Source organism: Thermopolyspora sp. NPDC052614, assembly GCF_040678635.1.
Lineage (GTDB): Bacteria > Actinomycetota > Actinomycetes > Streptosporangiales > Streptosporangiaceae > Thermopolyspora.
The window spans coordinates 159,103-185,659 of the sequence record NZ_JBFATZ010000013.1 but is presented as its reverse complement, the minus strand read 5'-3'; the positions used below and the strand labels follow the sequence as shown (position 1 = coordinate 185,659).

The following is a 26,557-nucleotide window of genomic DNA, read 5'->3' as shown; positions in this document are numbered from 1 at the left end:
TGGGGGCGGGGATGGAGGGGAGCGGGGTGGGGGCGTTGGGGTGGGGGGTCTGCGGGGTCGTCGGATTTTGTGCGTTGCTGAGGGGGCGACCAGGGGCATCTACTTCGCACGCGGGTCGTACGCGATCGACGGGGAGGGGTCCAATGGAGCGGGACATGGCTGGGCTGGCGGGGTTGCTGTACGAGTTCGGCCTGCTCAAGCGGTACAAGCGGACCGGGTGGCTGGTGGCCGGGGTGAGCAGTCCGGAGAGTGTGGCGGAGCACAGTTTTCGGGCTGCGGTCATCGCTGGTGTGCTTGCGGTGCTGGAGGGGGCCGATCCGGAGCGGGCGGCCTTTATGAGCCTGTTCCATGACACTCAGGAGACGCGGATCACCGACATTCCCTATATCGGCAAGCGCTACCTGAAGGCGGCGCCCAACACGCGTGTGACGGCCGATCAGGTGCGTGATGTGCCGGAGGCCGTGGCGGGGGTGATTCGGGACGCTGTGGGCGAGTACGAGGACAGGACCACGTTGGAGGCGGTGTGTGCGCGTGACGCCGACAAGCTGGAGTGCCTGATTCAGGCGGTCGAGTATCGCGAGCAGGGGCATCAGAACATGCAGCCGTGGATTGACAGCTCGCTGGCGGCGCTCACCACGGCCTCGGCGAAGCGACTGGCGGACGATGTGCTCGCCACCGGGTCGCTGGAGTGGGTGTCGCGGGTGCTCAACGGCGGTTCCGGGGCGTGAGCCGGTGAGGTTCCGGGGCGTGAGCCGGTGAGGGCGTGAGTCGGTGAGCCGCGGTCCGGTGGGGGCCGGGGCGGGGGGGTCGCGGACCGGGCGCGGGACGGCCCCGGGGCGGGGGCAGAGCGTTGTCAGGCGCGCTCAGGGGGCCGTCGTGGCGCTCGGTGGGAGGGGGGCCGAGCTCCGCGCCGGGTCAGCTTGCGTTGGCGGTGAGGGTCTTGAGGGCGTGCTCGACGAGGGTTACCAGGACGCTCTTGGCCGAGGCGCGGCGGCGGACGTCGCAGAGCATGACCGGGACGTCGGGGTCGAGGTCCAGGGCGATGCGGACGTTTTCCGGCTCGTGGCGTTCGGCGCCGTCGAAGCAGTTGACGGCGACGATGAACGGTGTGCCGCGCTGCTCGAAGTAGTCGATGGAGGGGAAGCAGTCGGTGAGGCGGCGGGTGTCGGCGAGGACGACCGCGCCGAGGGCGCCGAAGGACAGTTCGTCCCACATGAACCAGAAACGGGTCTGGCCGGGGGTGCCGAACAGGTAGACGACGAGGCCGTCACGGATCGTGATGCGACCGAAGTCCATCGCGACCGTGGTGGTCGTCTTGTTGTCGACGCCTTCGGTGTCGTCGACGCCGATGCTTCTGTCGGACAGGAGTTCCTCGGTGCGCAGTGGACGGATCTCGCTGACCGAGCCGACCAGCGTCGTCTTGCCGACGCCGAAGCCGCCGGCGACGAGGATCTTCAGCGCGACCGGGTCGTCAAAGGGCGCGGAGGCCATTGATCACTTCCTTGAGAATGCGCTCGCTGGGCAGCGGCGCGACCTGCGCGGGGGCACGGACCTCGATGAGGCCGTGGTCTTGCAGGTCACCAAGTAAGACCCGGACCACGCCGAGAGGGAGATCGATCTCGGACGCCACGTCGGCGACCGAGGCGTACCCCTCGGCGAGTTCCAGGATTCGTTGTTGTTCCGGGCCGATGATGGCCCCGGCGGGCGCGTGCGCGCCGGTGGCGATCACCAGTGCGATCAAATCGAAATCATCGCCGGAGGACCTGGTACGACCCCGAATCAGAGCGAACGGCCGGACAACCGGCCCCGCATCCTCGTCCAGCCACTCCGGCCTGTTCACGAGATCTTCCCTCGAGGATTGGTTGAGATGTGCTGCCCGACCCGCTTGACCAGCATCGCCATCTCGTACGCGATGTGGCCCACGTCGGCGTCGGCGTCGCTCAGCACGGCGAGGCAGGTGCCCTGCCCGGCCGCCGTCACGAACAGGAACGCCGATTCCATCTCCACGATGGTCTGACGCACCTCGCCGCCGCCGAAGTGCCGTCCCGCCCCCCGGGCGAGGCTCTGGAAGCCCGCCGCCACCGCCGACAGATGCTCGGAGTCCTCGCGGCTGAGCCCCTGAGAGGCGCCGACCACGAGTCCGTCGGTGGACAGGATCACCGCTTGACGGACGGCGCCGACTCTGCTGATGAGATCGTCCAGTAGCCAGTTCAGTTCGCCGTTTGACGTCGATTTGCCCGTCATTCCGTACCCTTCTCGGCAGTGATCTTATTTGCCAAGTCATCGTCGGGGTCGCGCCCGCCCGGCTGCCCTTCCGAGTCGAGGCGACCCCTCCGCACACCTTGCTGGAAAGCGGAGAATAGCGCGCGGGCCTCGTCAGGGGAGCGCTCCGGCACCGGCCCGGGCGTGGGTGCGGAGAGCGGTGCGGGCTTGTTCCGCAGTTGTGGGGCGAGGCTGGCCTGGCGGACCCGGCGGGGCAGTCCCGCGTAGGTGCCGTTCGTGACGGGCTTGCGGCCGGGCTGCGCGGGCGACGGGCCGGTGGCGGGGGCGCCGGTCGGCGGCGTGGGCGCGTCCGGGGCCGCGGCCTTGGCGGTGGGGTTGGCGGTGGGGTTGGGAACCACGGTGAGGCTGGGGCCCTGCCGTACGGGCTCGTCGTCGTCATCATGGCGGACGACGGAGGACGGGACCGGTTCGGTGCGCAGCGCGGCGGGGGTGAAGAACGGTGAGGTGTCGGTGCCGGTCCGCTCCTTGGCGGGCTCCTTAGTGGGCTGCTTGGTGGGGCGGTCGGCGCCGGGGGCGTCCTTGTCGGCCGGGGCGTCGGCCTGGTCGCCGGCCTGGGTGCCGGCCTGCGTGCCAACCTGGGTGCCGGCTGGGGTGTCGTCGGGTGAGCGGTCCCGTGCGCGTGCGGGCGAGGCCGTCGTGGCGGCGAAGGCGGCGGTCGTGGCCGCGTCGTCGGCGGGCTCCTCGACCGTGGCGCGGAACGTCGTGACGGCCTCGTCGGCGGACGGGGCCATGTGCCGCGCGGTGTAGGTGTTCTCCCCGGTCTGGCGGGCCTCGATCGCGGCGGGGCCGCCCTCGGCGCTGATCAGCGCGCGGGGGATGAGCACGATCGCGGTCGTCCCTCCGTACGGCGAGGGCCGCAAGGTCACGTTCACCCCGTACCGGGCGGCGAGCTGGCCCACCACGAAGAGGCCGAGGCGGTCGCTGTCGGCGAGGTCGAACTCCGGCGGGTTGGCGAGCGAGTCGTTGATCGCGCCGTACTCCTCGGCGGAGAGGCCGAGGCCGCGGTCCTCGATCTCGATGACGAAGCCGTTGGCGACCTGCTCGCCGCGTACCTGCACGGTGGTCTGCGGCGGGGAGAAGGTCGCGGCGTTGTCGACCAGCTCGGCGAGCAGGTGGATCAGGTCGGCGGCGGAGGCGCCGGTCACGGCGGTGTCGCCGACGGGGAGGACCTGGACGCGGGTGTAGTCCTCGACCTCGGCCACCGCGGCGCGGATGAGGTCCACGACCGGCACCGGCTTGCGCCAGGCGCGGCCGGGGGTGGAGCCGGACAGGATGATCAGGCTCTCGGCGTGGCGGCGCATCCGGGTGGTGAGGCTGTCCAGGCGGAACAGGTCCTCAAGGCCGTCGGGGTCGGTGGTCCTGCGCTGCATGGAGTCCAGCAGCTGGAGCTGCCGGTTGAGCAGGGTCTGGTTGCGGCGGGCCAGGTTGACGAACATCTGCGAGATGCCCCTGCGCAGCTTCGCCTGGCCGACGGCGGCCTCGACGGCGGTGCGCTGCACCGAGGAGAAGGCGTGCCCGACGTCGGCGACCTCGATCGAGCCCCCCGCCTGGATCGGCGGGGCCTCGGCGTTCACATCGACGTCCGCGCCGTGGCGCAGCCGCTCGACGACCCGGGGCAGGCGCTCGTCGGCGAGTTCGAGGGCCGAGTTGCGCAGTACGGCGAGGTCGCGGACGTGCCGGCGGGCGAAGCGCAGCGAGATCACGATCGAGGCGATGACGGCGATGAGGCCGAGGCCGCCGGCGAGGGCGATGCGGAGCAGGATGCCGGTGGCGACCGACGTCGACTCGGCGTTGAGCAGGTTGGCGGCGTCCGCGTTGGTGCGGTCGATGGTCGACATGAGCGAGTCGACGAGGGGCCGCCACTGGTCGGCCGGCGGCAGCGACGCGCCGGTCCTGGCCGAGCTGACCAGTTCCTCCTCAAGATGCACGAACTGCTCGTACGGGGCCGAGTTAAGCACCTGCTCGTACATCCGCCGCAGCTCCGGCCCGAGCGCGGGCAGCTGCCGCTCGTAGAGGTGGCGGCGGGTGGACACCCAGTCGCTGAAGGCGACCCGCTCGGCCGAGGTGAGCCTGCCCTGGATGAGCGCCCCGGCGATCAGCGCGTTCTCCCGCGAGAGCAGCTCTCGGGCGTTGCCCATCGCCTGCATGGCGACGGCCTGCTTGTAGACCGACATGTCGGGGACGAGCGAGATCTGGTCGTACACGGCGAACAGCGAATCCAGGATCCGGTTGTACGCCTGCACGGCCGCCAGGCGGTCCGAGGCGCGGGAGTCGATGTCGGCGCGGATCTCGTCGAGCCGGTCGAGTTCCCGCAGCAGGGCGGCGAGCGGGGCGGCGAGGCCCGGGGTGATCGCGCCCGAGGCCTCCTCGCCGGTGGCGGACGCGGTGAACTTGCGCAGGGCGACGTCGGTGCGTCCGCGCTGGGCGCTCATCTCGGTGGAGACGCCGCCTCCGCTGCTGATCAGGGAGGAGGCGAGGGTGCGCTCGGTCTGGAGCTGTACGCCGAGGTCCATGCTGGGGACGCCGATGGTGTTGTAAAGCGTGCTGGTGCGGAGCAGGGCCAGGCCGTCACCGACGGTGAGGTTCATCGCGAAGCCCCACAGCGCGCTCAGCGAGAGCAGGGGCAGGAGCAGCAGCATAAAGATCTTGAACCGAATCGACCGGTTTTTCGAACCCATGAGCCGCTCCTCGGTGCGGGGAGGTCAACCCGCATTTATAGGGATAAATGCACCTCCGAAAGATCGAACAAAGGTTAGCACCGATATGGTTCTCGCGTACTATGGAGGGACCGATGATTTGTGTGATCACGGGGGCCGGCGGCGGGATCGGCGCGGCCGCCTCTGTGGAATTGGCCACGCGTGGCCACCACCTCGTCCTTGTCGGTCGCGACCAGGCGAAACTCGATCGGGTGGCGGATCGGGCGCAGGCCGCGGGCGGATCCCGGCCGGACATTCTCACCTGCGATTACGCGTCCTTCGCCGAGGTACGCGAACTCGCGGCCGAGCTGCTGCGCCGGTACGAGCGCATCGACCTGCTGGCCAATAACGCCGGGGTGCTGGTGCCCAAGCGGCAGACGACCGTGGACGGACACGAGCTGATCATGCAGGTGAACCATCTGTCCCCGTTCCTGCTCACCACCCTGCTCCTGGACCGGCTGCGCGAATCGCGGGCGCGGGTCGTCACGACCACGTCGGCGGCGGCCAAGAGCGCGCGGCTGAATCCCGACGATCTGGACCGGACGCGCAGGTGGTGGAACGCCTGGTTGCAGTACGGGGACACCAAGCTGGCCAATGTACTTTTCACCGCCGAACTCGCCCGGCGCGAGAAGGACATTTACCCCACATGTTTTCATCCGGGCATAATTCGTACAAACTTCGCTCCTGACATGCTCTACATGAAGTTCCTCATGCTGGTGCCCGGCGTCGGCCGTCCGCCGGAGGAGGGCGCGGGCCGGCTCGTCCACCTCGCCACCCACGCCGACGGCACCGCCCACCCCGGCGGGTACTTCGAGAAGAACGCCGTGCATCGTCTCTCCGCCCGCATGTCGGACCCCGACCTCGCCCGCCGCCTCTGGATCGCCAGCCAGAACGCCACGTACGCCTGACCCTGCCTGCCACCGGCCCCGCTATACGCCGCTAACGCCGCTATACGCCGCTATACACCCTGGCCGGACCGGGCAGCGGAGTCCGGCCGGTCGGCCCGGAGCTCGTCCACGGCGAGGATCGCCGTCGTGATCGCCGCGTTCGCCCCCGGCGCGGAGTCGGACCCGGCGATCGCGATCCGGCCGAAGCGCTTCGCGGGGCGCTCGGCGGTCGGCCCCAGCGGGACGCCGTGCGTCCAGCGGTTGATCGTCAGCCCTTGGACGTCGCGGGCGGGGTCGAACCCGTGCGCGCCGAGCAGCCGGGCGAGTTGCTCGCGCACGGTGAACTCCAGATGCCGGTACGGCACCGCCGTCAACTCCCGTCTCCCCGCGGCGACGGCGGCCCGCGGGTCCGCGCCCGCGTCCGCCCTGACCGCCGGGCGTACCAGGTAGGCGAGGATCGGCTCGTCGGGGTCGGCGGGCGCGCGGTAGGTCGCGGTGTCGAGGGACGGCGCGAGCCGTACGTCGGGCCAGTACGCCCCGGTGAAGCGCACCCGATCGACCCCCGCCGCGTGCCAGCTCCGCCAGTTCCGCAACTGCGCCGTCGCGCACAGCACGGGCGCGCGGACCGTCCGCTCCAGCGCGTCGCGCCACTCGGGCGGCAGATCCGGGACCAGATGGGGGATGACGCCGTGCGGGCAGGCCAGGACCACCGCCCCGGCCCGTACGGTTCGCACGGCCTCGCCGTCGTAGTACCCCACGGTCGCCGAGGCCGCCGCGTCGGCGGACCCGTCGTTGCGGACCAGCACCGCCGGGCTGGACAGCCGGACGCGAACCCGGTTCCCCGGCCGATCCAGCCGCTCGTAGTCGAAGGGCGCGAGCGTGACGTCTTCGGCCGGATCCCCGGCGGCCACCTCCGGGATCATGCGCCGCACCATCAGCCGGATCAGCCCGTGGTCCCCGTCAGGCAAACACCAAACGTCCCCCACGTCGCCGGATGACCGGCCGGGTGATGGGTCCGTCGCGGAACGCCGCAGGCCAAGCCCTCCGAAGCCGGGAAAGGAATGCGGCCCGGCCATCGACCAGGCGTCGAGCGCGCTGATCAGCTCCGAGGTGAGTGCCCGTTCGCGGACCGGCATCGTGTGGCAGAACCGGATCACCTCGGGGCCCGCCCGGCACACCTCGCGCAGGAACGCCGCGTAGCCGAGCCCCGCGAGCCGCCCCTTCTTCTCCGCCTCGCTCAGCCCGGGGAACCAATCAGGGGCATCACGGAGAAGATGCGCCAATTCGGCTTGTCCCTCATGGGTCATCGGCAATTCGCCGATCCAGTCAGGCCGGAGAACGACCAGTTTGTCCGTCCCGAAGCTCTCGCGGTCGCAGAAGACCCCGTCCCGCATTCCCAGCTTCCGATAACGCGCCCTCCCGTCGAACGCGCCCGGCCCGACGCCCGCCTCCGCAAGCAGTCCCGCGAGCAGTCCCGCGGCCTCACGGTCGCACGGGGACGGCGGAGAGGGCGCGGAAGGCGGCCCGCCGTACCCGACGAGCGGACCCGCGCGCCCGGCGGGCCGGAACTCGTTGCGCCGGGCCCGCCCGCCGACATCGTCGTGGTTGTCCAGCACCAGGATCCGGGCGTCCGGATCCTGGCTCCACCACCGGTACGCGGCCGTCATGCCGCTGACTCCGGCCCCGACCACCACGAGGTCGTACCGTTCCCCGGTCGGCCGCGGAACGCCCGCGTGCCGCCAGAACCGCCGGCCGTGCAGCGCGTCCGGCACCGCCATCGCGTCCGCCGTGTCCCCCTGGAGCCCCTGCCACGCCGGGGGATAGGCGTCGGCGGCCTCGCCCAGGTCGCCCCACGCCTCACCCCAGTCCGGCTCGTACGGCCCGGCGCACCCGCCCGCGGCCCACGCCGCCAGTCCCGCAAGGGCGACGCCGTCCGCGAAATCCCTCCGGCTTATCGGACGATCCATGCCAAACGAAGAATCCACCATATTGGCGATAATCGTCGCGATAGCAGATCTAATATCCTCGACTACCGGCGTCCACGACGATTCTTTGCATATCCGTTGACATGGGGATGGGCACTCCCGAATGCCAATAACAACGGCATACCGCCCCCAGGAGCCATGCCGAGTGCCACTGGATCCCCGATCCGTATGTATCAACCGGCGAATCAGGCGTCTCACTACAAATGGTCGCCCGGTGCCCTGCGGGGGTCGCGGGGCCCGGGCGATCCCCCCATCGGCCCCCATTGACCTCAGCCGACCCCCAATCGGCCCCCGACCGGTCCCGCCGGCCCGCCCCGCCGTACCCGCGTCAAGAACGCCCGGCGACGTCCCGCCACCGACCAGAGGAAGATCAGGAGAAGAGGCGGATAAGATTTAGATGAGTCTCGAATAGGAGCTGTCATGGCCACCACCGCCGCCCGGTGCTGCGCTCCGATCGCGAGCGCGCCCCTCACCCAGGCGGATGCCGCCGAGCTGGCGCCGCTGCTCAAGGCCGTCGCCGACCCGGTACGGCTTCGCCTGCTTTCCATGATCGGCTCCGCCCCGGACGGCGAGGTCTGCGTCTGCGACCTCACCGCCGCCTTCGATCTCACCGCCCCCACGATCTCCCACCACCTCAAAGTGCTGCGCACCGCCGGCCTGATCGGCTCCGAGCGGCGCGGCACGTGGGTCTACTACTGGGTCATCCCGGACCGGGTGGCCCGGCTCGGCGCTCTGTTCACCCCGCTCGCCGAGCCGGCCGCCGCCACCACCACCTGAGAGCCCGCCCCCGCGAGGCCCCATCCGCCCGGCTCAGGCGTCCCGCCGCCGTAGCAGCGCGCCCGCCGCGACCAGCGAGACCGCGATCCACGCGCAGTAGACGCCGAACCCGGTCCACGGGCCGAGCTGACCCGGCAGCGGCTCGGTCAACGAGATCTGCACCCCCGCGTTCGTGGTGAAGAAGCGGTAGACCTGGTCGCCCCACGCGCCGGGCAGCAGCTGGGCCATCCCCGGGAGCACGACGATGAAGAGGAAGACGGCGACGACCCCGCCCGCGGTGTGCCGGATCAACGCGCCGAGCCCCAGCCCGAACAACGCGCACGCCGTGATGTACAGCGCGGACCCGACGACCGCGCGCAGCACGCCCGGCTCGCCGAGCGTCGTCCCCTCACCTCCGAAGATCGCCTGACCGAGGAAGAACGCGCCGAAGCAGGCGACCAGCGACACGGTCAGGACGACGGCGGTGAGCACGATCGCCTTTCCGGCGAGCATCCGCAGCCGCCGCGGCACCGCCAGCAGCGTGGTGCGGATCAACCCGGTGCGGTACTCCGCGCTGATCACCAGGACGCCGAGCACCGCCATGAGGATCGACGCGATCGACGTGCCGGCCAGGCTGGCGTTCGCGGGATCCAGCCCGATGCCGTCGTTGGCGACCGCCGCCGCAGACAGGAGCCCGCCGAGCCCCAACATCGCGACCAGCGTGGCGGCCAGCAGCCACATCGTCGATCGCACCGACCGGATCTTGGTCCACTCGGAGCGCAGCACGTCGCTCATCGGCCCATCACCATCTCTTCCGTCTCGTACTCCCGCACCGGGGACCTGTCCGCCGAGAATCTGTCCGCCGAGAATCTGTGTGCCGGGAACTCGGCGCTCTGCCGGGTCAGCTCCATGAAGGCCGCCTCAAGCGACGGCTCCACCGTGGTCAGCTCGTGCAGGGCCACCCCGGCGGCCGCCGCCGCCTCGCCGATCTGCGGCGCGGACGCGCCCGTGACGCGCAGGTGGTCGCCGTACGGCTCCGCCTTCGCCGCGCCGCCGAGCCGCTCGACGAGCGCCGCGAGCCGGGGCAGATCGCCCGCGCGCACCCGCACGTACCGCTGGGAGCTGCGGGCGATGAACTCCTGCGTGCCGGTGTCGGCGATGAGCCGCCCCCGGCCGATCACGATCAGGTGGTCGGCGGTCTGCGCCATCTCGCTCATCAGGTGACTGGACACGAAGACGGTGCGCCCCTCTGCCGCCAGGCCGCGCATGAGCGTGCGGATCCACAGGATGCCCTCGGGGTCCAGCCCGTTCACCGGCTCGTCGAACATGAGGATCTCGGGGTCGCCGAGCAGGGCGGCGGCGATGCCGAGCCGTTGCGACATGCCCAGCGAGAAGCCGCCCACCCGCCGCTTGGCGACCTCGGTGAGGCCGACGATGTCGAGCACCTCCTCGACCCGCCGGGCGGGGATGCCGTTCGCCTGCGCCAGGCACAGCAGGTGGTTGCGGGCCGTACGGCCGCCGTGGACCACCTTGGCGTCCAGCAGCGTGCCGATCTTCCGCAGCGGGTGCTTCAGTTCCTCGTACGGCCGGCTGTCGATCGTCACCGAGCCCTCGGTGGGCCGGTCGAGCCCCAGGATCATCCGCATCGTCGTTGATTTGCCCGCGCCGTTGGGCCCCAGGAAGCCCGTCACCTGGCCGCCCTTGACGGTGAAGGACAGGCCGTCCACGGCGACGGTCGCGCCGTACCGCTTGGTCAGTGAAGTAGCCTCGATCATGCCTCAAGCGTCGCCGCCGCGACCCCCGGTTTCCTCCTGCCGCAGAGCGGTTCCGACGCTGGGAGCCCGAGCCGGGGCGGGACGCCGTCTAGGAGCGTGGCCCTAGGAACCGGGGACCCCGGCCCGTCGCTCAGCTCCGGGGCGTGACCAGTCCGGCCTCGTACGCCGCGATCACCGCCTGCGCCCGGTCCCGGGCGCCGATCTTCGAAAACAGGCTGGTGACGTGGTTCTTCACGGTCGAGGGGGACACCGCGAGCTGCTCGGCGATCTCCCCGTTGGAGTGGCCGCGGGCGATCAGGACCAGCACCTCGCGCTCCCGCTCGGTGAGGCCGTCGACGCTCGGCGCGGCGACCGCCGGGGGGCGCGGCGCGGCCCGCACGAACGTGCCGATCAGGCGGGTGAGCAGCCGGGGCGCGACCGCGGACTCGCCCCGGTGCACGATGCGCACGCCCGCCACCAGCTCCTCCGGCGAGATGTCCTTGGGCAGGAAGCCGGACGCGCCTGCGCGCAGCATCGCCACCACGTACTCGTCCAGGTCGAACGTGCTCAGCCCGAGCACCCGCGTCTCGGCGGCCTCGCGGGTGATGCGCTCGGTGGCCGCGACGCCGTCCACGCCGGGCATGTGCACGTCCATCAGCACCACCTGGGGCCGTAGCTCGCGGCTGAGCCGTACCGCCTCCTCGCCCTCGGCGGCCTCGCCCACGACGGACATGTCCGGCTGGGCGTCGAGGATCATCCGGAACCCCGTGCGCACCAGAGCCTGGTCGTCGACGAGCAGCACCGTGATCACGCGGGGTCTCCTTCCTTCACGCCCGAGTTTGCCGTGTTCGCGGTGACGTCGCGCAGGGTGGGGCGGATGTCGGCGGGGACCGGGATGCGGGCGTGCACCCGGAAACCGCCCTCGGGCCGCCGGCCCGTCTGCAGCTGGCCGCCGCAGAGCGCGACCCGTTCGGCCATGCCGCCGAGGCCGTAGCCGGGGTCGTGGCCGCCGGGGGCGGCGCTGCCGTCGTCGAGGACCTCCACCTCCACCGCCTCGTCGAGGTAGGCGAGCCGTACGCTCGCCCGTGCGCCCGGGGCGTGCTTGCGCGTGTTGGTGAGCGCCTCCTGCACGATGCGGTAGACGGCGTGGTCGATCGTCGCGGGCAGCGGCGCCGCCTCCCCGGTGACCTCCAGCCGGGCCGGGATCCCGGACCGGGTCGACTGCTCGACCAGGGCGGGCAGGGCGGCCGTGCCGACGCCGGCGTGGTTGTCCGGCTCGTCGGCGTCCTCGGCGCGCAGCACGTGCAGCAGTTGCCGCATCTCCGTCATCGCCTCGCGGGCGGTGCGCTCGGCGGTGACGAGCACCTCCTGCGCCCGCTCCGGATCGGTGGTCATCGTGGTACGGCCCGCCCCCACCAGTACGTTGATCACGCTGATGTGGTGGGCGACCACGTCGTGCAGTTCCCGCGCGATGCGCCGCCGCTCGGCCTGCACCGCCCGCTCGGCCCGCTCCCGGATCCGGCGTTCCCGCAGCTCGTGCCGGAGCCGGAACAACTGCCCGAGACCGACGTATATCGGCGGGCCCAGCGCGCCGGCGATGCCCTCACCGACGATGTCGCCGGTGACAAATGCGACGGTGCCCCCGTAGGCGATCGCGGCGACGGCGGTGGTCACCCAGACCCGGACGCCGGAGGCGTACCGCCCCACGCTGTAAAGCGCGAACACGTGCCCGAAGCCGCTCAACGTTATCGAGATGGCGGTGGAGACGAGGTCCGCGCCCATGACGATGGCGGTGACGATGAACGGGTGCTTGCGCCGGGCCAGCAGGAAGACCGAGGAGATCATGAGAAGCGCGACGACCGGAAGGATCGTCGCGTTCCCGCTCGCAGCGGCTACGATCGCAATGAGACCGAACAGCTCAAGCAGCGCCACCAGCGTGATGTCCAGAACCCGGGGACGCCGGAAGGCCCGCCAGAATCCGCGTGCTCCCTGGAACCGCATGACTCGACAGTACGCCGTTCGCCTACCGATTTGTTTTACCCCCTATTGCGCGGGCAAAGGACAAACCTAAACTCTGACCCGTGGGGTGACAATGGAGTCAAGTATCGATGTCGAGTGGCGAGGCCCCGACTCTCCGGAGTGTTCATGAGCGACACGCGGACCTTCCTGGCCGCAATTCTGCGCCGTCCCAAAGAACTCGGCGCCATTGCCCCCAGCTCCAAGGCCCTGGCCAAGCGCGCCGCCGTGCCCGTGCCCACCACCGGCAGCCCCCTGGTGGTCGAGCTCGGCCCGGGCGGCGGTGTGATCACCGACCAGATCCGCTCCCGGCTGCCCGTCGACGGCCGCCTCCTCGCGGTCGAGTACAGCGGCGAGATGGTACGCCACCTGCGGGAGACCCGGCCCTGGCTGGAGATCATCCACGGCGACGCCATGCGGCTGGGCGACCTGATGCGCGCGGAGGGGGTGCGTCAGGCCGACGTCATCGTCTCGACGCTGCCCTGGACGTTGTTCGACGACGCCGCGCAGGCCCGGCTGCTGCGGCAGATCACCGCGCTGCTCGCCCCCGGCGGGACGTTCTGCACGGTGCTCACCCTCACCGCGTGGCCGTTCCCGAACGCCCGGCGTTTCCGGCGGCGGCTCGCGTCCGCGTTCGGCGAGGTCGCGACGACGCGGCCGGTGTGGGGCAACGTCCCGCCCGCGCTGCTGTACGTCTGCGCCCGCCCCCGCCACCACGGCGGGAACGGCGGCGAGGTCGTCGGCACGGCCCCCGCCGCCTCGGTCGAGGTGGACGCGGGCGCGGCCGGGCCCGGCCCGGCGGGCACGATCGCGGGCGACCGGCCGGGCGGCCATGGGTGAGCGGCGCCCGTCGCCCCGGTTCAGGGACCGCCGCACGCACGATCTGCCCGGCCTCACCGACCTGGTCAAACTCGCCCTCCAGGGCGGGTGGGCGCTGCGCGACCTGAGCGCGGCCGGCCGCATCCCCGTGCGCCGGTCGCCGCTGCCCAGGCTGGCACCGGGCGAGTCGTCCGCGACCTGGATCGGCCACGCGACCACGCTGATCCGCACCGGCGGCCGGACCGTGCTGATCGATCCGCTGTGGAGCCGGAAGATCTTCGGCGCCCGGCCCCGGCTGACCCCGCCGGGCCTCGACTGGCACCTGCTGCCCGCCGTCGACGTCGTGTTGATCACACATGACCACAGCGACCACCTCGATCGGCCCACCCTGCTGAGGCTGTCGCGCGACACCCCCGTCTGCGTTCCCGCCGGGGTCGGCTCCTGGTTTCGCCGCAACGGGTTCACCGAGGTGTTCGAGCTCGACTGGTGGGAGCGGGTGACCGTACGCGGCCTCGACCTCACCTTCGTCCCGTCCCACCACTGGTCGGGCCGCAACCCGTTCACCCTGTACGCCAGCCTGTGGGGCGGCTGGGTGATCGGCTCGCCGTACCATCGCGTCTACCACGCGGGCGACACCGCCTACGGGCCCTGGTTCCGCGAGATCCGGGACCGGCTGCCCGGCATCGATCTGGCCGTCATGCCGACGGGCAGCTTCGGGCCGCGCTGGTTCCAGAATTCCGCGCACGTCGATCCGCAGCAGGCCGTGCAGGCGTGCCTCGACGTCGGCGCGCCCCGGATGCTCCCGGTGCACTGGGGCACCCTCGTGCTGGGCAACGAGCCCCTGCTCGCGCCCCTGCACGAGACCGTGTGGGCCTGGCGGCGCGCGGGGCGGCCGTTCTCCGCGTTGTGGGCGCTCGGCATCGGCGAGAGCCGGGTGCTGCCCGCGCGCTCCGCCCCACAGACGCGCGATCACGCCACGTTCAGGCGCGTCCCGGCGCGGCCGACCGTCATCGGGTACGGCAGAGCGGCCAGTGGGGCGACCGGCGGGGCGGCCGGTGGGGCGCTCGGCGGATGGCCGTGTCCGTCCCCCGCGCCGCTGCCGCGCCGCCGCGCCGTGACCGCCGGAGGAGCCGTCGCGGCATATCACCCCCGGGTCAGGTCCTGCAAGCCTGCCGCGGGCAGCGACTCCATCCGCTCGTAGGACTCGCCGTGACGCCCCTGGCCAAGAGGCCGGATGGACACAAATTGCCGGTATGGCCGATCACTTCGCCGATTCACGATGTAAGTTTCCTTATATAAGGTAACTGCTGTGGACGGGGAGCCGGGGCGCGGCGACCGCCGCGCCCCGGCGCACGGGGCGTACGGCCCCTGGAAGGCAGGCGACATGACAAACGGACGGATCCTCCCGAAAGAGACCGGTCGGCGCATCGGCGGCTCCGGCCTCACCCTGCGCGTGGGCGCGGACCTCTCGCCCACCTGGTCGATGTTCGAGGCCACGGTCCCGCCGGGCTTCGACGTCGGCGCGCACTACCACTACACGGCCGAGGAGCTGTTCTACATCATCGACGGCGAGCTCGACCTCCTCGCCTTCCACCCGAAGGACGGGCCGGTGGGCGACTGGCGCGCGTGGGAGTCGGCCGACGGGCAGCGCGTCCTGCGCGGCGGCCCGGGCTGCGTCCTGCACGTCCCGGCCGGCTGCCCGCACTCCTTCGCCAACCCCACCACGACCCCGACAAAGATGATTTTCATGGTCACCCCGGTCGGCCATGAGCACTATCTCGCCGAGCTCACCGAACTGCTGTCCCGTCCGGGACCGCCCGACCACGACGCGATCATCGAGCTGGGGCTCAAGCACGACATCCAGCAGCTCACCCCGCACGTCCGGGGCACCCGCCCCTCCTGACCCCGGTCAGCCGCGCATCCGGGCCCGGCCCGGCTCGCCGAGCGTACGGGACAGGGCGAGCGCGGCGGTGTGCACGGCGGGCGCGACGCGGTCCAGGCGCATGCGAGCGGACCAGCCGGACGCCGACAGCGCCCCGAGCACCTCGCCGTCCCGCCCGAGCACCGGGCCCGCCGCGCAGACGATCCCGTGACCGGACTCCTCCCGGTCGTAGGCGACGCCGTCGCGGCGGATCCGGTCCAGCTCCTTGACGAACAGGCCCGGAGCGGTGATGGTGCGCTCGCTCACCCGGGCGAGCCCGCCGTCCAGAATCCGGTGCACCACCTCCGGCGGCGAGAACGCCATGATCGCTTTACCCACCCCCGTGGCGTGGGCGGGCAGCCGTCCGCCCACGCGGGAGGGCATGTCCGGGCCGCCGGAGGAGCGCAGGATCTCGACGTAGACGACCTCGGAGCCCTCCAGCACGGCCAGGTGGATCGTCTGCCGCGTCGCTTCCCGCAGATCCGACATGTACGGCAAAGCGGCATCCCGCAGCACCCGCTGCCGCGGCACCCGCTGGCCGATCTCAAACAGCTTCAGGCCGAGCCGTACCTCCTGGCCGCGCCGCTCCAGCAGCCCCTCCTCGATCAGCGCGAGCACGATGCGGTGCACGGTCGACTTCGGCAGCCCGGTACGGCGCGCCAGCTCGGCCGCGCTCACCTCGTCGTCCTCGGCCCGGAAGGCGTCGAGCACCGCCGCCACCCGGTGCAGGTAGGAGCCGTCGGAGGAGGTCACGCCCACACTTTACGAGGTGCGTCCCGCCACGCGGGACGCGTTCGTTGCCCGCGGGCGGTCCGACGAACGAAGGTTCATCCGGCGGGACGACGAAAGGAGAACCATGGACCAGGGGAAGGGCCAGGGTGTGCAGGACCCGGCCTTCGTGGACAAGGCGGCGGCGCTGCTGCTCGACGCCTACGCCACCGGAAAGCCGGTCAGGCCGCTCACCGAGGGCTCTCCGGACCTGTCGATCGACGACGCGTACGCGATCCAGCTCGCCCAGGTGGACGCCTGGCGCGCCCGGGGAGCGGTGATCAAGGGCCACAAGGTCGGCCTCACCTCCGCCGCGATGCAGCGCCAGCTCGGCGTGGACCAGCCCGACTTCGGGCACCTCACCGACGCGATGTTCTTCACGGACTCCGGCCGCGTGAACGCCGGCCGTTTCCTGCAGCCGCGCATCGAGCCGGAGGTCGCGTTCGTGCTCGGCCGGCCGCTGTCCGGCCCGGGGGTCACCGCGGCCGACGCCGCCGCCGCGGTCGACTTCGTGCTCCCCGCCCTTGAGATCATCGACTCGCGCATCGCCGACTGGAAGATCACCCTCGCGGACACGATCGCCGACAACGCCTCCAGCGGCGGCGTCGTGCTCGGCACCCGCCCGGTCCGGCTCGACGCCGTCGATCTCGCCCTCGGCGGCTGCCTGCTCTACCGCAACGGCGGCCTGGAGCAGACCGGCGCGGGCGGCGCCGTGCTCGGCTCGCCGCTCAACGCCCTGGTCTGGCTCGCCAACGTGCTCGGCGAGCGCGACGTGACCCTGGAGGCCGGCCACGTCGTGCTGCCCGGCTCCATCACCGCCGCCATCCCGGTGAACCCCGGCGACCACATCACCGCCACGTTCGCCGGCATCGGCTCGGTCTCCATCGGCTTCGCTGCGGAGGCGAACTCATGACCCTCACCGCCGCCATCGTCGGCCCCGGCAACATCGGCACCGACCTGCTGGTCAAGCTGCTGCGCAGCGACCTCATCAAGGTCCACTCGATGATCGGCGTCGATCCGGCCTCCGACGGCCTGGCACGCGCCCGCGACTTCGGCGTACCCGCCTCCGCCGAAGGCGTGGACTGGCTGCTCGCCCAGGACGACCTGCCCGACCTGGTCTTCGAGGCCACCTCCGCCAAGGCGCACCTGGCGAACGCCCCCCGCTACGAGGCGGCCGGCATCAAGGCGATCGACCTCACCCCGGCCGCGACCGGCCCGTTCGTGTGCCCGCCGGTCAACCTCGACGACCTGTCCGACGCGCCCAACCTCAACATGATCACCTGTGGCGGCCAGGCCACGATCCCGATCGTGTACGCCGTGTCCAGCGTGGTGCCGGTGCCGTACGCGGAAATCGTGGCCTCGATCGCGTCGCGCTCGGCCGGACCCGGCACCCGGGCCAACATCGACGAGTTCACCCAGACCACCGCCCGCGCCATCGAGTCGGTCGGCGGCGCGCGGCGCGGCAAGGCGATCATCATCCTCAACCCGGTGAAGCCGCCGATGATCATGAGGGACACGGTGTTCTGCGCGATCCCGCCGGACGCCGACACCGACGCGATCGCCGAGTCCATCCACACGATGGTGAAGAAGGTGGCCGAGTACGTCCCCGGCTACACCCTGCGCGCCGACCCGCAGTTCGACGAGCCCCGCGACATCTGGCAGGGCCACGCCCGGGTGGCGGTGTTCCTTGAGGTCAAAGGCAACGGCGACTACCTGCCGCCGTGGGCGGGCAACCTCGACATCATGACCGCCGCCGCGGCGCGGGTCGGCGAGCAACTCGCCTTGGGGAAGGTGACGGCATGACCGCCCAGAAGATCAGGATCACCGACTCGACGCTGCGCGACGGCAGCCACGCCATGGCGCACCGCTTCACCGAGGAGCAGGTGCGCGGCGTGGTCCACGCCCTCGACAAGGCGGGGGTGGAGGTCATCGAGGTCACTCACGGGGACGGTCTCGGCGGCTCCTCCTTCAATTACGGCTTCTCCCTCGAAGACGACATCAAGCTCGTCGCCGCCGCCGTGGACGAGGCGAACACCGCCAAGATCGCCGTACTGCTGCTGCCCGGCGTCGGCACCATCGAGGACCTGAAGAAGGCCCACGACGCCGGGGCGTCCGTGGCCCGCATCGCCACCCACTGCACCGAGGCCGACATCTCGCTGCAGCACTTCGCCGCGGCTCGCGAACTCGGCATGGAGACCGTCGGCTTCCTCATGCTGTCGCACCGCGTCGGCCCCGACGAGCTCGCCGCCCAGGCCCGCATCATGGTGGACGGCGGAGCCCAGTGCGTGTACGTCGTGGACTCCGCCGGCGCCCTCGTGCTCGGCGAGGCCCAGGACCGCATCGCCGCCCTCGTCAAGGAGATCGGCCACGAGGCCCAGGTCGGCTTCCACGGCCACCAGAACCTCTCCCTCGGCATCGCCAACTCGGTGCTCGCCGTACAGAACGGCGCGCTCCAGATCGACGGCGCCCTGTGCGCCCTCGGCGCGGGCGCGGGCAACTCGCCCACCGAGGTCCTCGCCGCCACCTTCGAACGTCTCGGCATCCCCACCGGCGTCGACGTCCAGGGCACCCTGGCCGCCGCCGAGGAGGTCGTCAAGCCCTTCCTCAACCGCCTCCCGTTCGCCGACCGCGGTGCCATCACCCAGGGCTACGCCGGCGTCTACTCCAGCTTCCTCCTCCACGCCGAACGCGCCGCCGAACGCTACAACGTCCCGGCCCACGAGATCCTCCAGCGCGTCGGCGAAGCCGGCTACGTCGGCGGCCAGGAAGACATGATCATCGACGTGGCCCTCCAACTCGCCGCCGAACGCGACCGCGCGCAAGCCAATACCTGACCCGCCGACCACCGGCGATCAGCGGCCCGTGCACCCGCGAACCGCTCGGCGGCACAACCTCCGCTCACCCGCGACGCCCACGGCACCCACATGCCGTGGGCGTCGCTGCCCAATCGATCCAGCGGGGGTGTTGAGAACGCCGACCGCGCCGCGGCGGGGTTACTTCTGGATGTAGATCGAGTCGATCCTGTGCGCCGGGGCCCCCAGGAACCAGTGGAAGGGCTTATTGGCGTCGAGGTAGATCCGCTCCCACGCGGTTCCGACGTCCCCCGCCGTCCGCTCGACAATGAGCGTGACCGACCTCACGTTGTCGTGCTTGTAGATCTGGGTGACGCCGTAGATGTTCACCTGCATGGCCCGGTCGCTCTGCCCCCTGAAGCACAGGGTCTTCTTGTCCTTGTCGATGATGGCGAGGTCGATGCCGTCGGGGATCCGCCCCTGAAGGATCGAGTCAGGGCAGGGCACTCGGACGGTGTCGGCCTGGGCGGGGCCGGCGGCGAAGGCCGTGAGGGCCACGGCCGCTCCGCAAGCGGCGACAAGGGCGCGGGCGGAAAATTTCATCGTGTCTCCAGTAATCGGTTACGTCTTCTTAAAGGGACCGCCCGAGGCGGCCTGACGGCTACGCGTCAGTCCACGGACCATTCGGGGCGGTTGCTCTCATGCGCGATGGTGAAGCCGCATGCGGGGATTTCAAGCGGGGATCGTGACGATGCCTTTCATGAAGTATTCAGGCGGTGCGTGTCGTGACGATCGGTTGGTAATGGCAGCCCCCGCCAGCGCCAATTCCCCTCGGGCGCCAGGAGTCTGGCACCCGTCCAGAAGGGCCGTCAAGCCGGGATGTCTGCCATGCGACGGCGTCGGCGTGGCGTGTCCGGCGATCAGGGCGAAAATGCTTGTGGGGGACTGTGGAGCGGTTGAGTGGGCTGCCTGAAATATTCATTCCTTGGTCGTGCTCCGGGTCCTTGGATATCGCGATCCGAAAGGTATGGGGTCCGGCCTGGTTTTGCCGACCGTAGGAATCGGTTTTATTCGCCGTTCTCCCCGGAGCGGCGGGCGGCGGCTCCGGGGACCGGTCGGTGAGTTTCCCCGCGTAGGGGGCATGGACTGCTCGTCATGTGGATTGAGGCAGTCCGGACCGTGCTTCCGGAGAACCGGTACGAGCAGGGGAAGATCACCGAGGCGGTCGAAGAGCTGCTGCCGGGGGAGCCCGGGACACTTCGCCGGTTCCACGCCGCCACACGGGTGGAGGCGCGCAACCTCGCGCTGCCCCTGGAGCGGTACGGCGGGCTCGACGGGTTCGGCGCCGCGAACGACGCGTACATCGGCGTGGCGCTGAACCTCGGGACGCGGGCCGTCACCGACGCGCTGAAGGGGGCGGGGCTCGCCCCCGGCGATGTGGATCACCTGGTGTTCTGCTCCTCGACGGGGGTGGCGACGCCGTCGCTGGACTCGCGGGTGGCGCAGCAGGCCGGGTTGCGGCCGGACGTCCGGCGGGTGCCGATGTTCGGCCTGGGCTGCGCGGGAGGCGCTGCCGGAATCGCGCGGCTGCACGACATCCTGTACGGCCGGTCCGGCCAGGTGGGGCTGCTGGTGTGCGTCGAGCTGTGCTCGCTGACCATGCAGCGCGACGACGGTTCGGTGGCGAACCTGATCGCCAGTGGTCTTTTCGGGGACGGCGCCGCCGCCCTGGTCGCCGTGAGCGACGAACGGCCCGACGGCCTGGTGGAGCCAGGGGGCGTCACAGGCTCACGGGGCCGGATCGGGCCGCGGGTGGTCGCCACGAAGAGCCGGCTCTATCCGGGCACGCGCCGGCTCATGGGCTGGGAGGTCGGCGAGTTCGGCCTGCGGATCGTGCTCGCGCCCGAACTGGTGGATCTGGTCGAGGCACGGCTCGCGGACGACGTCGAGGGCTTTCTCGCCGAGCACGGGCTGAGCATCGCCGAGGTGAACTCGTGGGTGTGCCATCCCGGCGGCCCCAAGGTCATCGACGCGATTGGCCGGGTGCTTCACCTGCCCGAGCACGCGCTCGACGTAACCTGGAACTCGCTGCGGCGCCTCGGCAACCTGTCATCGGTCTCCGTGCTGAACGTCCTTCAGGAGACCATCGCCCACCGTCGCCCCGGGCCCGGTGAACCGGCCGTGCTGATGGCACTCGGCCCGGGCTTCGCCGCCGAACTGGTCCTGCTCCGGTGGTGACCGCCTACACGCTGCTGATCGCCCTCGTCGCCGTCGAACGGGTCGCCGAACTGCTCGTCGCGCGTTCCCACCTGGCCTGGGCGCGCGCCCGCGGCGGCGTGGAGTACGGCAGGGCGCACTACCCGTGGCTCGTCCTCGCCCACGTCGGCCTGCTGGTCGCGGCCCCGCTGGAGGTGTGGCTGCTGCACCGCCCGTTCCTCCCCGCGCTCGGCCGGCCGATGCTCGCCGTGGTGCTCGCCGCCCAGGCGCTGCGCTGGTGGTGCGTCGCCGCGCTGGGCCGGCAGTGGAACACCCGCGTGGTCGTGGTCCCCGGCCTCCCCCTGGTGCGGCACGGCCCCTACCGGTGGCTGCGCCACCCCAACTATGTGGCCGTGGTCGCCGAGGGCATCGCGCTGCCCCTGGTGCACTCCGCCTGGCTCACCGCGATCGCCTTCACCATGGCCAATGCCGTACTGCTCCGGACGCGGGTCCGCGTCGAGAACGCGGCGCTCGCCCACGCGGACCACCGCCACGCCGCCCGCCCCTGAACCGGTGGGGGAAAGGCCCGATTCGCGGCCCCGGGTGGCGTTTCTTTGTCCCCGTATCAAAGGGATCTTACTTTTCCCAGATGGTCCAAACCGTACGGCAGGGCGTGACTCATGAGATACATGAGAACAATGATCACGGGCGGACAGTGAGAGCGGCGTGCGTCAAGCCACCCCGTTCGTTGTTTGCGCAATCTCTCCGCCAACCCTGTCCGTACACACTCATCGGGGGACACATGCTCATCGGGGGACACATGGGATTCCGAACCGTAGGCCGGTTACGCGCCGGCGCCGCCCTTCTCAGCACGATCGCGCTGCTCGTGGTGCCGGTCGGAGGCGCCCTGGCATCGCCCGCCGAGCGGACCGAGCGCGTCCACCCCTCGACCCGGGCGAACGTGATGAAGGCCATGGAGGCGGAGGGTCTCGCGCACGCCGCCTACCAGGCCTACGCCATCCAGGCGGACAAGGAGCGCCTGCCTAGGGTTCGCGACCTGTACGACCGGACCGCCGCCGAGGAGTTCCGGCGGCACTTCACCGAGCAGGCGAAGCTGGCCGGGCTGCTCGGCAACAACGCCGACAACCTCCGCGACGCCATCCGGACGGAGGCGTACGAGGCGTCGAGCCTGTACCGGAGGTTCGCCGCCGAGGCCAAGGCGGACGGCGAGATCGTCGCCTTCCGGCTCTTCACCGAGATCGGCCAGGAGGAGGCGGACCACCGCGACCGGTTCGACGAGGCCCTCGCGGCGATCAAGGACCCCTCGTCCGGCGCGCACATCCTGACCGACGTATCCGCCGAGGCGACGACCATCCCGGTCGGCGGCCCCCGGGTGCGGTCGGCGCGGACGCTGCGCAACCTGCACACGACGATGCGCCGTGAGGCGCTCGCGTACGCGAAGTACACCCTCTACGCCGAGCACGCCGAGGCCACCGACGTCAAGGCCCTGGCCACGCTGTTCCACCGCACCGCCCGGGTCGAGTTGACCGAGCACTTCGCGGAGGCGGCGACCCTGGCCGGTCTGGTCCGCGACACCAGGACCAACGTGTGCCACACGATCTTCGACCAGACCTACGAGGCGCACCGGCTGTACGGGAACTTCGCCCAGCAGGCCGCCGAGGTCGGCGACCGGCGGGCGGCGCGTCTGCTGTTGAAGGCCAAGCGCGCCCAGGAACGCTACGCGCACGCCTTCGTCGCGGCGCTGTCCAAGATCGGGGGACGCTGCCCCGGCAAACGCTGACGCGACCGACCTCGTGATCGGGGTGTGGCGAGAGGTTCCATCGGAGCCGACGCCACACCCCGATCGTCATTTGTCCCATTCATGACGATATGGGTGATTGCCCTGAGCGGCTGAGGGGTAGGGCGTGGGGTCCGTGAGGAGGGCGGTCGGTTGGAAGGAGCAACAGATGCCCGAGAACAGGGACGACCTACACGACCTGCGCCGTAAGGCTCACGAAGCGGGCATTGAGGGCAACTCAAAGATGACCGCGGAGCAACTGCGCTCGGCCCTGCGCGACGTGGAACGGGGCAAAGACCCGGCGGAGGCCAAGGAGAAGGCGAAGCGGAAGGGCAGGAAGAACGGCTAGCCGCGCCGCCGGCCATCCGACCGCACGGCTTCGACTACCAGAGCGGCGGCAAGAGAGCCGACAGTTCAACTCGCGCGCCCGGTAGCGCGGTGATCCTGCATCAGACCGGCGGCGGAAGTCGTGTCGGACCCTGAATCGAAGTTCACTTGAGACCCCTTTACCGCTTGTGGACGAGCGATTATAGCCTTAATGTGTCATTCGCATAGCGTATGGATATTCACAAGGCGCATCGGTCGGCGTAGAGGGGGATCATGAACGGGAGCGGCCCGCCCGCGCTCGGCCCGGTTGTGGGTCTCGGTTTTCACGGCTCCTTGGACACGCTGCGCGCCACCGCCGCCGAGGTGGAGGAGGTGGGTGGCGGCGGATTCTTCGTCTCGGAGGCGGATCACGACGCGTTCGTGATGCTTGGCGCCGCCGCCGAGCACACCCGCCAGGTGACCCTCGGGACGGCCGTCGCGATCGCGTTCGCGCGTACCCCCATGTCGTTGGCCTATACCGCGCATGACCTGCAGCGGCTCAGCGGTGGCCGTCTTGTGCTCGGGCTGGGCACGCAGATCGCGCCGCACGTGGTCAAGCGCTTCGGTATGCCGTGGTCACGTCCGGCGGCCCGGATGAGGGAGTACGTCGCGGCGCTGCATGCCATTTGGGACTGCTGGCAGCATGGCACCAAGCTTGGCTTCGAAGGCGACTTCTATACCCACACACTGATGCCGCAGGCGTTCTCGCCCGGTCCGCTGGACGGGCCCGTGCCGGAGATCTGGATCGCCGGGGTGGGGCCGAAGATGGTCGAGGTCGCCGCCCAGGTGGCCGACGGTCTCTTTCTTCACCCGATGACCTCGGCGGACTACCGCGATCGGGTCATGCTGCCGTCGGTCGCGGCCGCTCGTGCGGCGGCCGGGCGGGCGGGTCCGTTCACGCTCGCGGCGATGGCGATGGTCGCCACGGGGCGCACCGACGAGGAGATCGCCGCCTCGGTCGCCGTGACCAAACGTCAGATCGCGTTTTACGCCTCGACGCCGGCGTACCTGCCCGTGCTCGCCCATCACGGGTGGGAGGAGCTTCACCACGCGGCGCATGAGGGCATGCGGCGCGGCGACTACCTCACCCTTGGCGAGCTCGTCGACGACGAGGTGCTTCACACCTTTGCCGTCGTCGGCGATCCGGCGCAGGTCGCGGCGGGCGTGCGGGCGCGGTATCGGCCCGTTGACCAGGTCATTCTCACCCTGCCCTTTCAGGAGCGCGCGGCGCGGGCGGCGGCCATCGAGGTCCTCGCGCTCTCCCGGCACTGACGACGAAAGGTCGGCCATGACAACGACCCTCGCCACGGCGGACTTCGACCACCTGCTCGTCCGGGAGGAGGAGGGCGGCGTTCACGTGGTCACCCTCAACCGGCCGGAGAAGCTCAACGCCCTCCACGCCGAGCTCTGGGATGAACTCGACGCGATGTGCGCCGTCGTCGAGCGCGATCCGGCGGTCCGCGTGGTCGTCCTCACCGGCGCGGGGCGCGGCTTCTGCGCGGGTGCGGACCTGGCCGTGATCACCGCGCTGCCGGACGACGGCGTCACGGACTTCATGCGGGTGCAGGAGCACGGCGCGAACGTCATCGCCCGGGTGAAGCGGCTGCCGGTCCCGGTGATCGCCGCCGTCAACGGGCCGGCCGCGGGCGGCGGGCTGGCCTTGGCGCTCGCCGCGGATGTCCGGATCGCGGCGCCGGAGGCGCGGTTCAATGTGGCCTTTGTCCGGCTGGGGCTCAGCGGCTGCGATGTCGGCGTCTCCTGGCTGCTTCCGCGCGTCGTCGGGCTCGGTCACGCCTCGGAGTTGATGCTCACCGGGCGCCTGATCGACGCTGCGGAGGCGTACCGCATCGGGCTGGTGAATCGTGTCGTGGCGGCGGGCGACCTCATGCATGCGGCCCTGGAACTCGGCAGGGAGATGGCGGCCAACAGCCCGTACGCGCTGAAGCTGACCAAGGAATGCCTTCAGGTCAATGTGGACGCGGGCTCGATCGAGGCGGCGATCGCGCTGGAGAACCGCAACCAGGTCCTCGCCTCGCGCACGCGGGACGCACCGATCGCCATGAGGGCGTTCGTCACGAAGACCGCGCCGGAGTTCACTGGACGCTGAGGCGAGTTTTGATCGCGCGGCGGTAGGGCTCGACCGCGTCCACCCGACGATCCGCAGGCCGGGGAGCATTCGGCGCTGCGGGCTTCGTCATGCCCGCGATTCTCGCTTTTCACCTATCGCTATAACAGCCAACATAGACTTGATTAACCAATCAAGTCGTGCGCATACTGATGGCGCTCGCCGCGAGACGGTCTCGCCGAGCGCTGCCGAGAAGAGGAGATGGCGTGTCCGAGAACAAGGCAGTCGTCGCCGGTGTCGGAATGATCCCGTTCACCAAAGCCGGTCAAAGCGACCCGTACGACATCATGGGCGCGGAGGCCGCTCGTCGGGCCCTGGCCGACGCCGGCATCGAGTACGGCGCCGTCCAGCAGGCCTTCACCAGCTACATCTACGGCGACTCGACCGGCGGGGAGAAGACGCTTTACCACGTCGGCATGACCGGCATCCCGATCATCAACGTGCACAACAACTGCTCCTCGGGGTCCTCGGCGCTGTTCCTCGCCCGTCAGGCCATCGAGAGCGGCGCGATCGACGTCGCGCTCGCGGTCGGGTTCGAGCAGATGGAGGCCGACGTGGAGGGCCGGTGGCCCGAGCGGCCGCACCCGCTGGAGGACTTCGCCAAGCTGGTGATCGCCAAGAGGGGCATGCCGGAGACCCTCCCCGGCGCCGCCCTCTTCTACGGCGCCGCGGGCGACCAGTACGTCGAGGAGCACGGCATCGACCCGAAGGTCTTCGCCCACATCACCGTCAAGAACCGCCGCCACGCCGCGAACAACCCCTACGCCGTGTTCCGCGACCCGGTCACCGTCGAGCAGGTCCTCGCGTCGCGGCCCATCTACGGCCCGTTGACGATGTTCCAGTGCTGCCCGCGCTCGTCGGGCGCCGCCGCCGCGGTCCTGGTGTCGCGGGAGTACGCGCGCAAGCACGGCCTGCGCGACGACGTCGTGATCGCCGCCCAGGCGATGGCCACCGACTTCCCGAGCACCTTCGAGGGCGATCTGAAGCGCCTGATCAGCTACGACATGACGGCCGCCGCCGGGAAGCAGGTCTACGAGGAAAGCGGCGTCGGCCCCGAGGACGTCCGCGTCATCGAGCTGCACGACTGCTTCACCACCCACGAGTTCCTCATCTACGAGGCGCTCGGCCTCACCGCCGAGGGCACGGCCGAGAAGTTCGTGCTCGACGGCGACAACACCTACGGCGGCAAGGTCGTCGTGAACCCGTCGGGCGGCCTGATCGCCAGGGGCCATCCGATCGGCGCCACCGGGCTCGCGCAGTGCGCCGAACTCGTCTGGCAGTTGCGCGGCGAGGCGGGGGACCGCCAGGTCGAGGGCCTCACCCACGCCCTGCAGCACAACGCCGGTCTCGGCGGCGCGGTCGTCGTCACGATGTACGAGAAGGCGGGGGTCTGAC

The 26,557-nt window shown here is 70.8% G+C and carries 27 protein-coding genes; 16 read left to right on the top strand and 11 right to left on the bottom strand.

All coding sequences use genetic code 11. The features are described from left to right. Positions 1-155: 155 nt before the first annotated feature. Positions 156-728 (top strand): HD domain-containing protein, encoded by a 573-nt coding sequence (locus AB0K60_RS26055; protein ID WP_364060214.1) that lies wholly within the window; start codon positions 156-158, stop codon positions 726-728. A 187-nt stretch (positions 729-915) separates the two neighbouring features. On the opposite strand, the gene AB0K60_RS26050 is transcribed toward AB0K60_RS26055, so the two are convergent. From AB0K60_RS26050 to AB0K60_RS26035, 4 genes are read right to left on the bottom strand one after another with little or no spacing between them, the layout of a single operon-like run. Then, positions 916-1,491, bottom strand: a complete 576-nt coding sequence (locus AB0K60_RS26050; protein WP_364060211.1) for an ATP/GTP-binding protein — start codon at positions 1,489-1,491, stop codon at positions 916-918. Beyond that, entirely contained in the window at positions 1,472-1,840 is a 369-nt protein-coding gene (locus AB0K60_RS26045) for a DUF742 domain-containing protein (RefSeq protein WP_364060208.1), read from the bottom strand. Before AB0K60_RS26045 ends, AB0K60_RS26050 begins: the two co-directional genes overlap by 20 nt. After that, positions 1,837-2,244 carry a roadblock/LC7 domain-containing protein gene (locus AB0K60_RS26040; RefSeq protein ID WP_364060205.1) on the bottom strand — a complete coding sequence of 136 codons (408 nt, stop codon included), beginning with the start codon at positions 2,242-2,244 and terminating at the stop codon, positions 1,837-1,839. Before AB0K60_RS26040 ends, AB0K60_RS26045 begins: the two co-directional genes overlap by 4 nt. After that, the gene (locus tag AB0K60_RS26035; protein ID WP_364060202.1) at positions 2,241-4,961 is read right to left on the bottom strand and encodes a nitrate- and nitrite sensing domain-containing protein; all 2,721 of its coding nucleotides are present in this window, start codon (positions 4,959-4,961) and stop codon (positions 2,241-2,243) included. The genes AB0K60_RS26040 and AB0K60_RS26035 overlap by 4 nt, the downstream gene beginning before the upstream one ends. A 113-nt stretch (positions 4,962-5,074) precedes the next feature. Here AB0K60_RS26035 and AB0K60_RS26030 point away from each other — a divergent pair, with 113 nt between their 5' ends. After that, on the top strand, positions 5,075-5,887 hold the full coding sequence (locus AB0K60_RS26030) for an SDR family NAD(P)-dependent oxidoreductase (protein ID WP_364060199.1): 813 nt from the start codon (positions 5,075-5,077) through the stop codon (positions 5,885-5,887). 50 nt (positions 5,888-5,937) lie between these two features. Here the strand turns inward: AB0K60_RS26030 and AB0K60_RS26025 are convergent, their stop codons facing one another. Next, the gene (locus tag AB0K60_RS26025; RefSeq protein ID WP_364060197.1) at positions 5,938-7,833 is read right to left on the bottom strand and encodes an NAD(P)-binding protein; all 1,896 of its coding nucleotides are present in this window, start codon (positions 7,831-7,833) and stop codon (positions 5,938-5,940) included. A gap of 438 nt (positions 7,834-8,271) precedes the next feature. On the opposite strand from AB0K60_RS26025, the gene AB0K60_RS26020 reads away from it, so the two are divergent. Further along, on the top strand, positions 8,272-8,628 hold the full coding sequence (locus tag AB0K60_RS26020) for a metalloregulator ArsR/SmtB family transcription factor (RefSeq protein WP_364060194.1): 357 nt from the start codon (positions 8,272-8,274) through the stop codon (positions 8,626-8,628). A 33-nt stretch (positions 8,629-8,661) separates the two neighbouring features. Here AB0K60_RS26020 and AB0K60_RS26015 read toward each other — a convergent pair whose 3' ends face one another. The 4 genes from AB0K60_RS26015 to AB0K60_RS26000 all read right to left on the bottom strand — a co-directional run bounded on the left by AB0K60_RS26015 (position 8,662) and on the right by AB0K60_RS26000 (position 12,362). After that, on the bottom strand, positions 8,662-9,402 hold the full coding sequence (locus AB0K60_RS26015) for an ABC transporter permease subunit (protein WP_364060191.1): 741 nt from the start codon (positions 9,400-9,402) through the stop codon (positions 8,662-8,664). After that, complete coding sequence (locus AB0K60_RS26010; protein WP_364060188.1) at positions 9,399-10,382, bottom strand: ABC transporter ATP-binding protein; 984 nt, start codon at positions 10,380-10,382, stop codon at positions 9,399-9,401. The genes AB0K60_RS26015 and AB0K60_RS26010 overlap by 4 nt, the downstream gene beginning before the upstream one ends. A gap of 130 nt (positions 10,383-10,512) precedes the next feature. Continuing rightward, positions 10,513-11,172 carry a response regulator transcription factor gene (locus tag AB0K60_RS26005; RefSeq protein WP_364060184.1) on the bottom strand — a complete coding sequence of 220 codons (660 nt, stop codon included), beginning with the start codon at positions 11,170-11,172 and terminating at the stop codon, positions 10,513-10,515. Further along, complete coding sequence (locus tag AB0K60_RS26000; RefSeq protein ID WP_364060181.1) at positions 11,169-12,362, bottom strand: sensor histidine kinase; 1,194 nt, start codon at positions 12,360-12,362, stop codon at positions 11,169-11,171. Before AB0K60_RS26000 ends, AB0K60_RS26005 begins: the two co-directional genes overlap by 4 nt. 144 nt (positions 12,363-12,506) lie before the next feature. On the opposite strand from AB0K60_RS26000, the gene AB0K60_RS25995 reads away from it, so the two are divergent. The 3 genes from AB0K60_RS25995 (at position 12,507) to AB0K60_RS25985 (ending at position 15,099) form a co-directional block, all read left to right on the top strand. Beyond that, entirely contained in the window at positions 12,507-13,217 is a 711-nt protein-coding gene (locus tag AB0K60_RS25995) for a methyltransferase domain-containing protein (RefSeq protein ID WP_364060178.1), read from the top strand. Continuing rightward, positions 13,210-14,397: an MBL fold metallo-hydrolase gene (locus AB0K60_RS25990; protein ID WP_364060175.1), complete on the top strand. Its 1,188-nt coding sequence runs from the start codon at positions 13,210-13,212 to the stop codon at positions 14,395-14,397. Before AB0K60_RS25995 ends, AB0K60_RS25990 begins: the two co-directional genes overlap by 8 nt. A 108-nt stretch (positions 14,398-14,505) precedes the next feature. Further along, on the top strand, positions 14,506-15,099 hold the full coding sequence (locus AB0K60_RS25985; protein WP_364060172.1) for a cupin domain-containing protein: 594 nt from the start codon (positions 14,506-14,508) through the stop codon (positions 15,097-15,099). 6 nt (positions 15,100-15,105) lie between these two features. Here the strand turns inward: AB0K60_RS25985 and AB0K60_RS25980 are convergent, their stop codons facing one another. After that, positions 15,106-15,870, bottom strand: a complete 765-nt coding sequence (locus AB0K60_RS25980) for an IclR family transcriptional regulator (protein WP_364060169.1) — start codon at positions 15,868-15,870, stop codon at positions 15,106-15,108. 103 nt (positions 15,871-15,973) lie between these two features. Here AB0K60_RS25980 and AB0K60_RS25975 point away from each other — a divergent pair, with 103 nt between their 5' ends. The 3 genes from AB0K60_RS25975 to dmpG are packed head-to-tail and all read left to right on the top strand — an operon-like array spanning position 15,974 to position 18,719. After that, complete coding sequence (locus tag AB0K60_RS25975; protein WP_364060166.1) at positions 15,974-16,798, top strand: 2-keto-4-pentenoate hydratase; 825 nt, start codon at positions 15,974-15,976, stop codon at positions 16,796-16,798. Then, positions 16,795-17,688, top strand: coding sequence for an acetaldehyde dehydrogenase (acetylating) (locus tag AB0K60_RS25970; RefSeq protein WP_364060163.1), 894 nt, complete (start codon positions 16,795-16,797; stop codon positions 17,686-17,688). The genes AB0K60_RS25975 and AB0K60_RS25970 overlap by 4 nt, the downstream gene beginning before the upstream one ends. Beyond that, positions 17,685-18,719 carry a 4-hydroxy-2-oxovalerate aldolase gene (gene dmpG, locus AB0K60_RS25965; protein ID WP_364060160.1) on the top strand — a complete coding sequence of 345 codons (1,035 nt, stop codon included), beginning with the start codon at positions 17,685-17,687 and terminating at the stop codon, positions 18,717-18,719. The genes AB0K60_RS25970 and dmpG overlap by 4 nt, the downstream gene beginning before the upstream one ends. 159 nt (positions 18,720-18,878) lie before the next feature. On the opposite strand, the gene AB0K60_RS25960 is transcribed toward dmpG, so the two are convergent. Beyond that, positions 18,879-19,235, bottom strand: coding sequence for a hypothetical protein (locus AB0K60_RS25960; RefSeq protein ID WP_364060157.1), 357 nt, complete (start codon positions 19,233-19,235; stop codon positions 18,879-18,881). Between the two features lie 597 nt (positions 19,236-19,832). On the opposite strand from AB0K60_RS25960, the gene AB0K60_RS25955 reads away from it, so the two are divergent. The 7 genes from AB0K60_RS25955 (at position 19,833) to AB0K60_RS25925 (ending at position 26,556) form a co-directional block, all read left to right on the top strand. Then, a complete protein-coding gene (locus tag AB0K60_RS25955) occupies positions 19,833-20,915 on the top strand; it encodes a 3-oxoacyl-[acyl-carrier-protein] synthase III C-terminal domain-containing protein (RefSeq protein ID WP_364060154.1) in 1,083 nt (360 codons plus the stop codon). Further along, positions 20,909-21,442 carry an isoprenylcysteine carboxylmethyltransferase family protein gene (locus tag AB0K60_RS25950; RefSeq protein WP_364060151.1) on the top strand — a complete coding sequence of 178 codons (534 nt, stop codon included), beginning with the start codon at positions 20,909-20,911 and terminating at the stop codon, positions 21,440-21,442. The genes AB0K60_RS25955 and AB0K60_RS25950 overlap by 7 nt, the downstream gene beginning before the upstream one ends. A 251-nt stretch (positions 21,443-21,693) precedes the next feature. Next, positions 21,694-22,674 (top strand): ferritin family protein, encoded by a 981-nt coding sequence (locus AB0K60_RS25945; protein WP_364060148.1) that lies wholly within the window; start codon positions 21,694-21,696, stop codon positions 22,672-22,674. Between the two features lie 166 nt (positions 22,675-22,840). Next, positions 22,841-23,020 carry a hypothetical protein gene (locus AB0K60_RS25940; RefSeq protein ID WP_364060145.1) on the top strand — a complete coding sequence of 60 codons (180 nt, stop codon included), beginning with the start codon at positions 22,841-22,843 and terminating at the stop codon, positions 23,018-23,020. A 251-nt stretch (positions 23,021-23,271) separates the two neighbouring features. Then, positions 23,272-24,309 carry a TIGR03617 family F420-dependent LLM class oxidoreductase gene (locus AB0K60_RS25935; protein ID WP_364060142.1) on the top strand — a complete coding sequence of 346 codons (1,038 nt, stop codon included), beginning with the start codon at positions 23,272-23,274 and terminating at the stop codon, positions 24,307-24,309. A 16-nt stretch (positions 24,310-24,325) separates the two neighbouring features. Continuing rightward, positions 24,326-25,144: an enoyl-CoA hydratase-related protein gene (locus AB0K60_RS25930; protein ID WP_364060139.1), complete on the top strand. Its 819-nt coding sequence runs from the start codon at positions 24,326-24,328 to the stop codon at positions 25,142-25,144. Between the two features lie 224 nt (positions 25,145-25,368). Then, on the top strand, positions 25,369-26,556 hold the full coding sequence (locus AB0K60_RS25925) for a lipid-transfer protein (RefSeq protein ID WP_364060136.1): 1,188 nt from the start codon (positions 25,369-25,371) through the stop codon (positions 26,554-26,556). Position 26,557 lies beyond the last annotated feature (1 nt).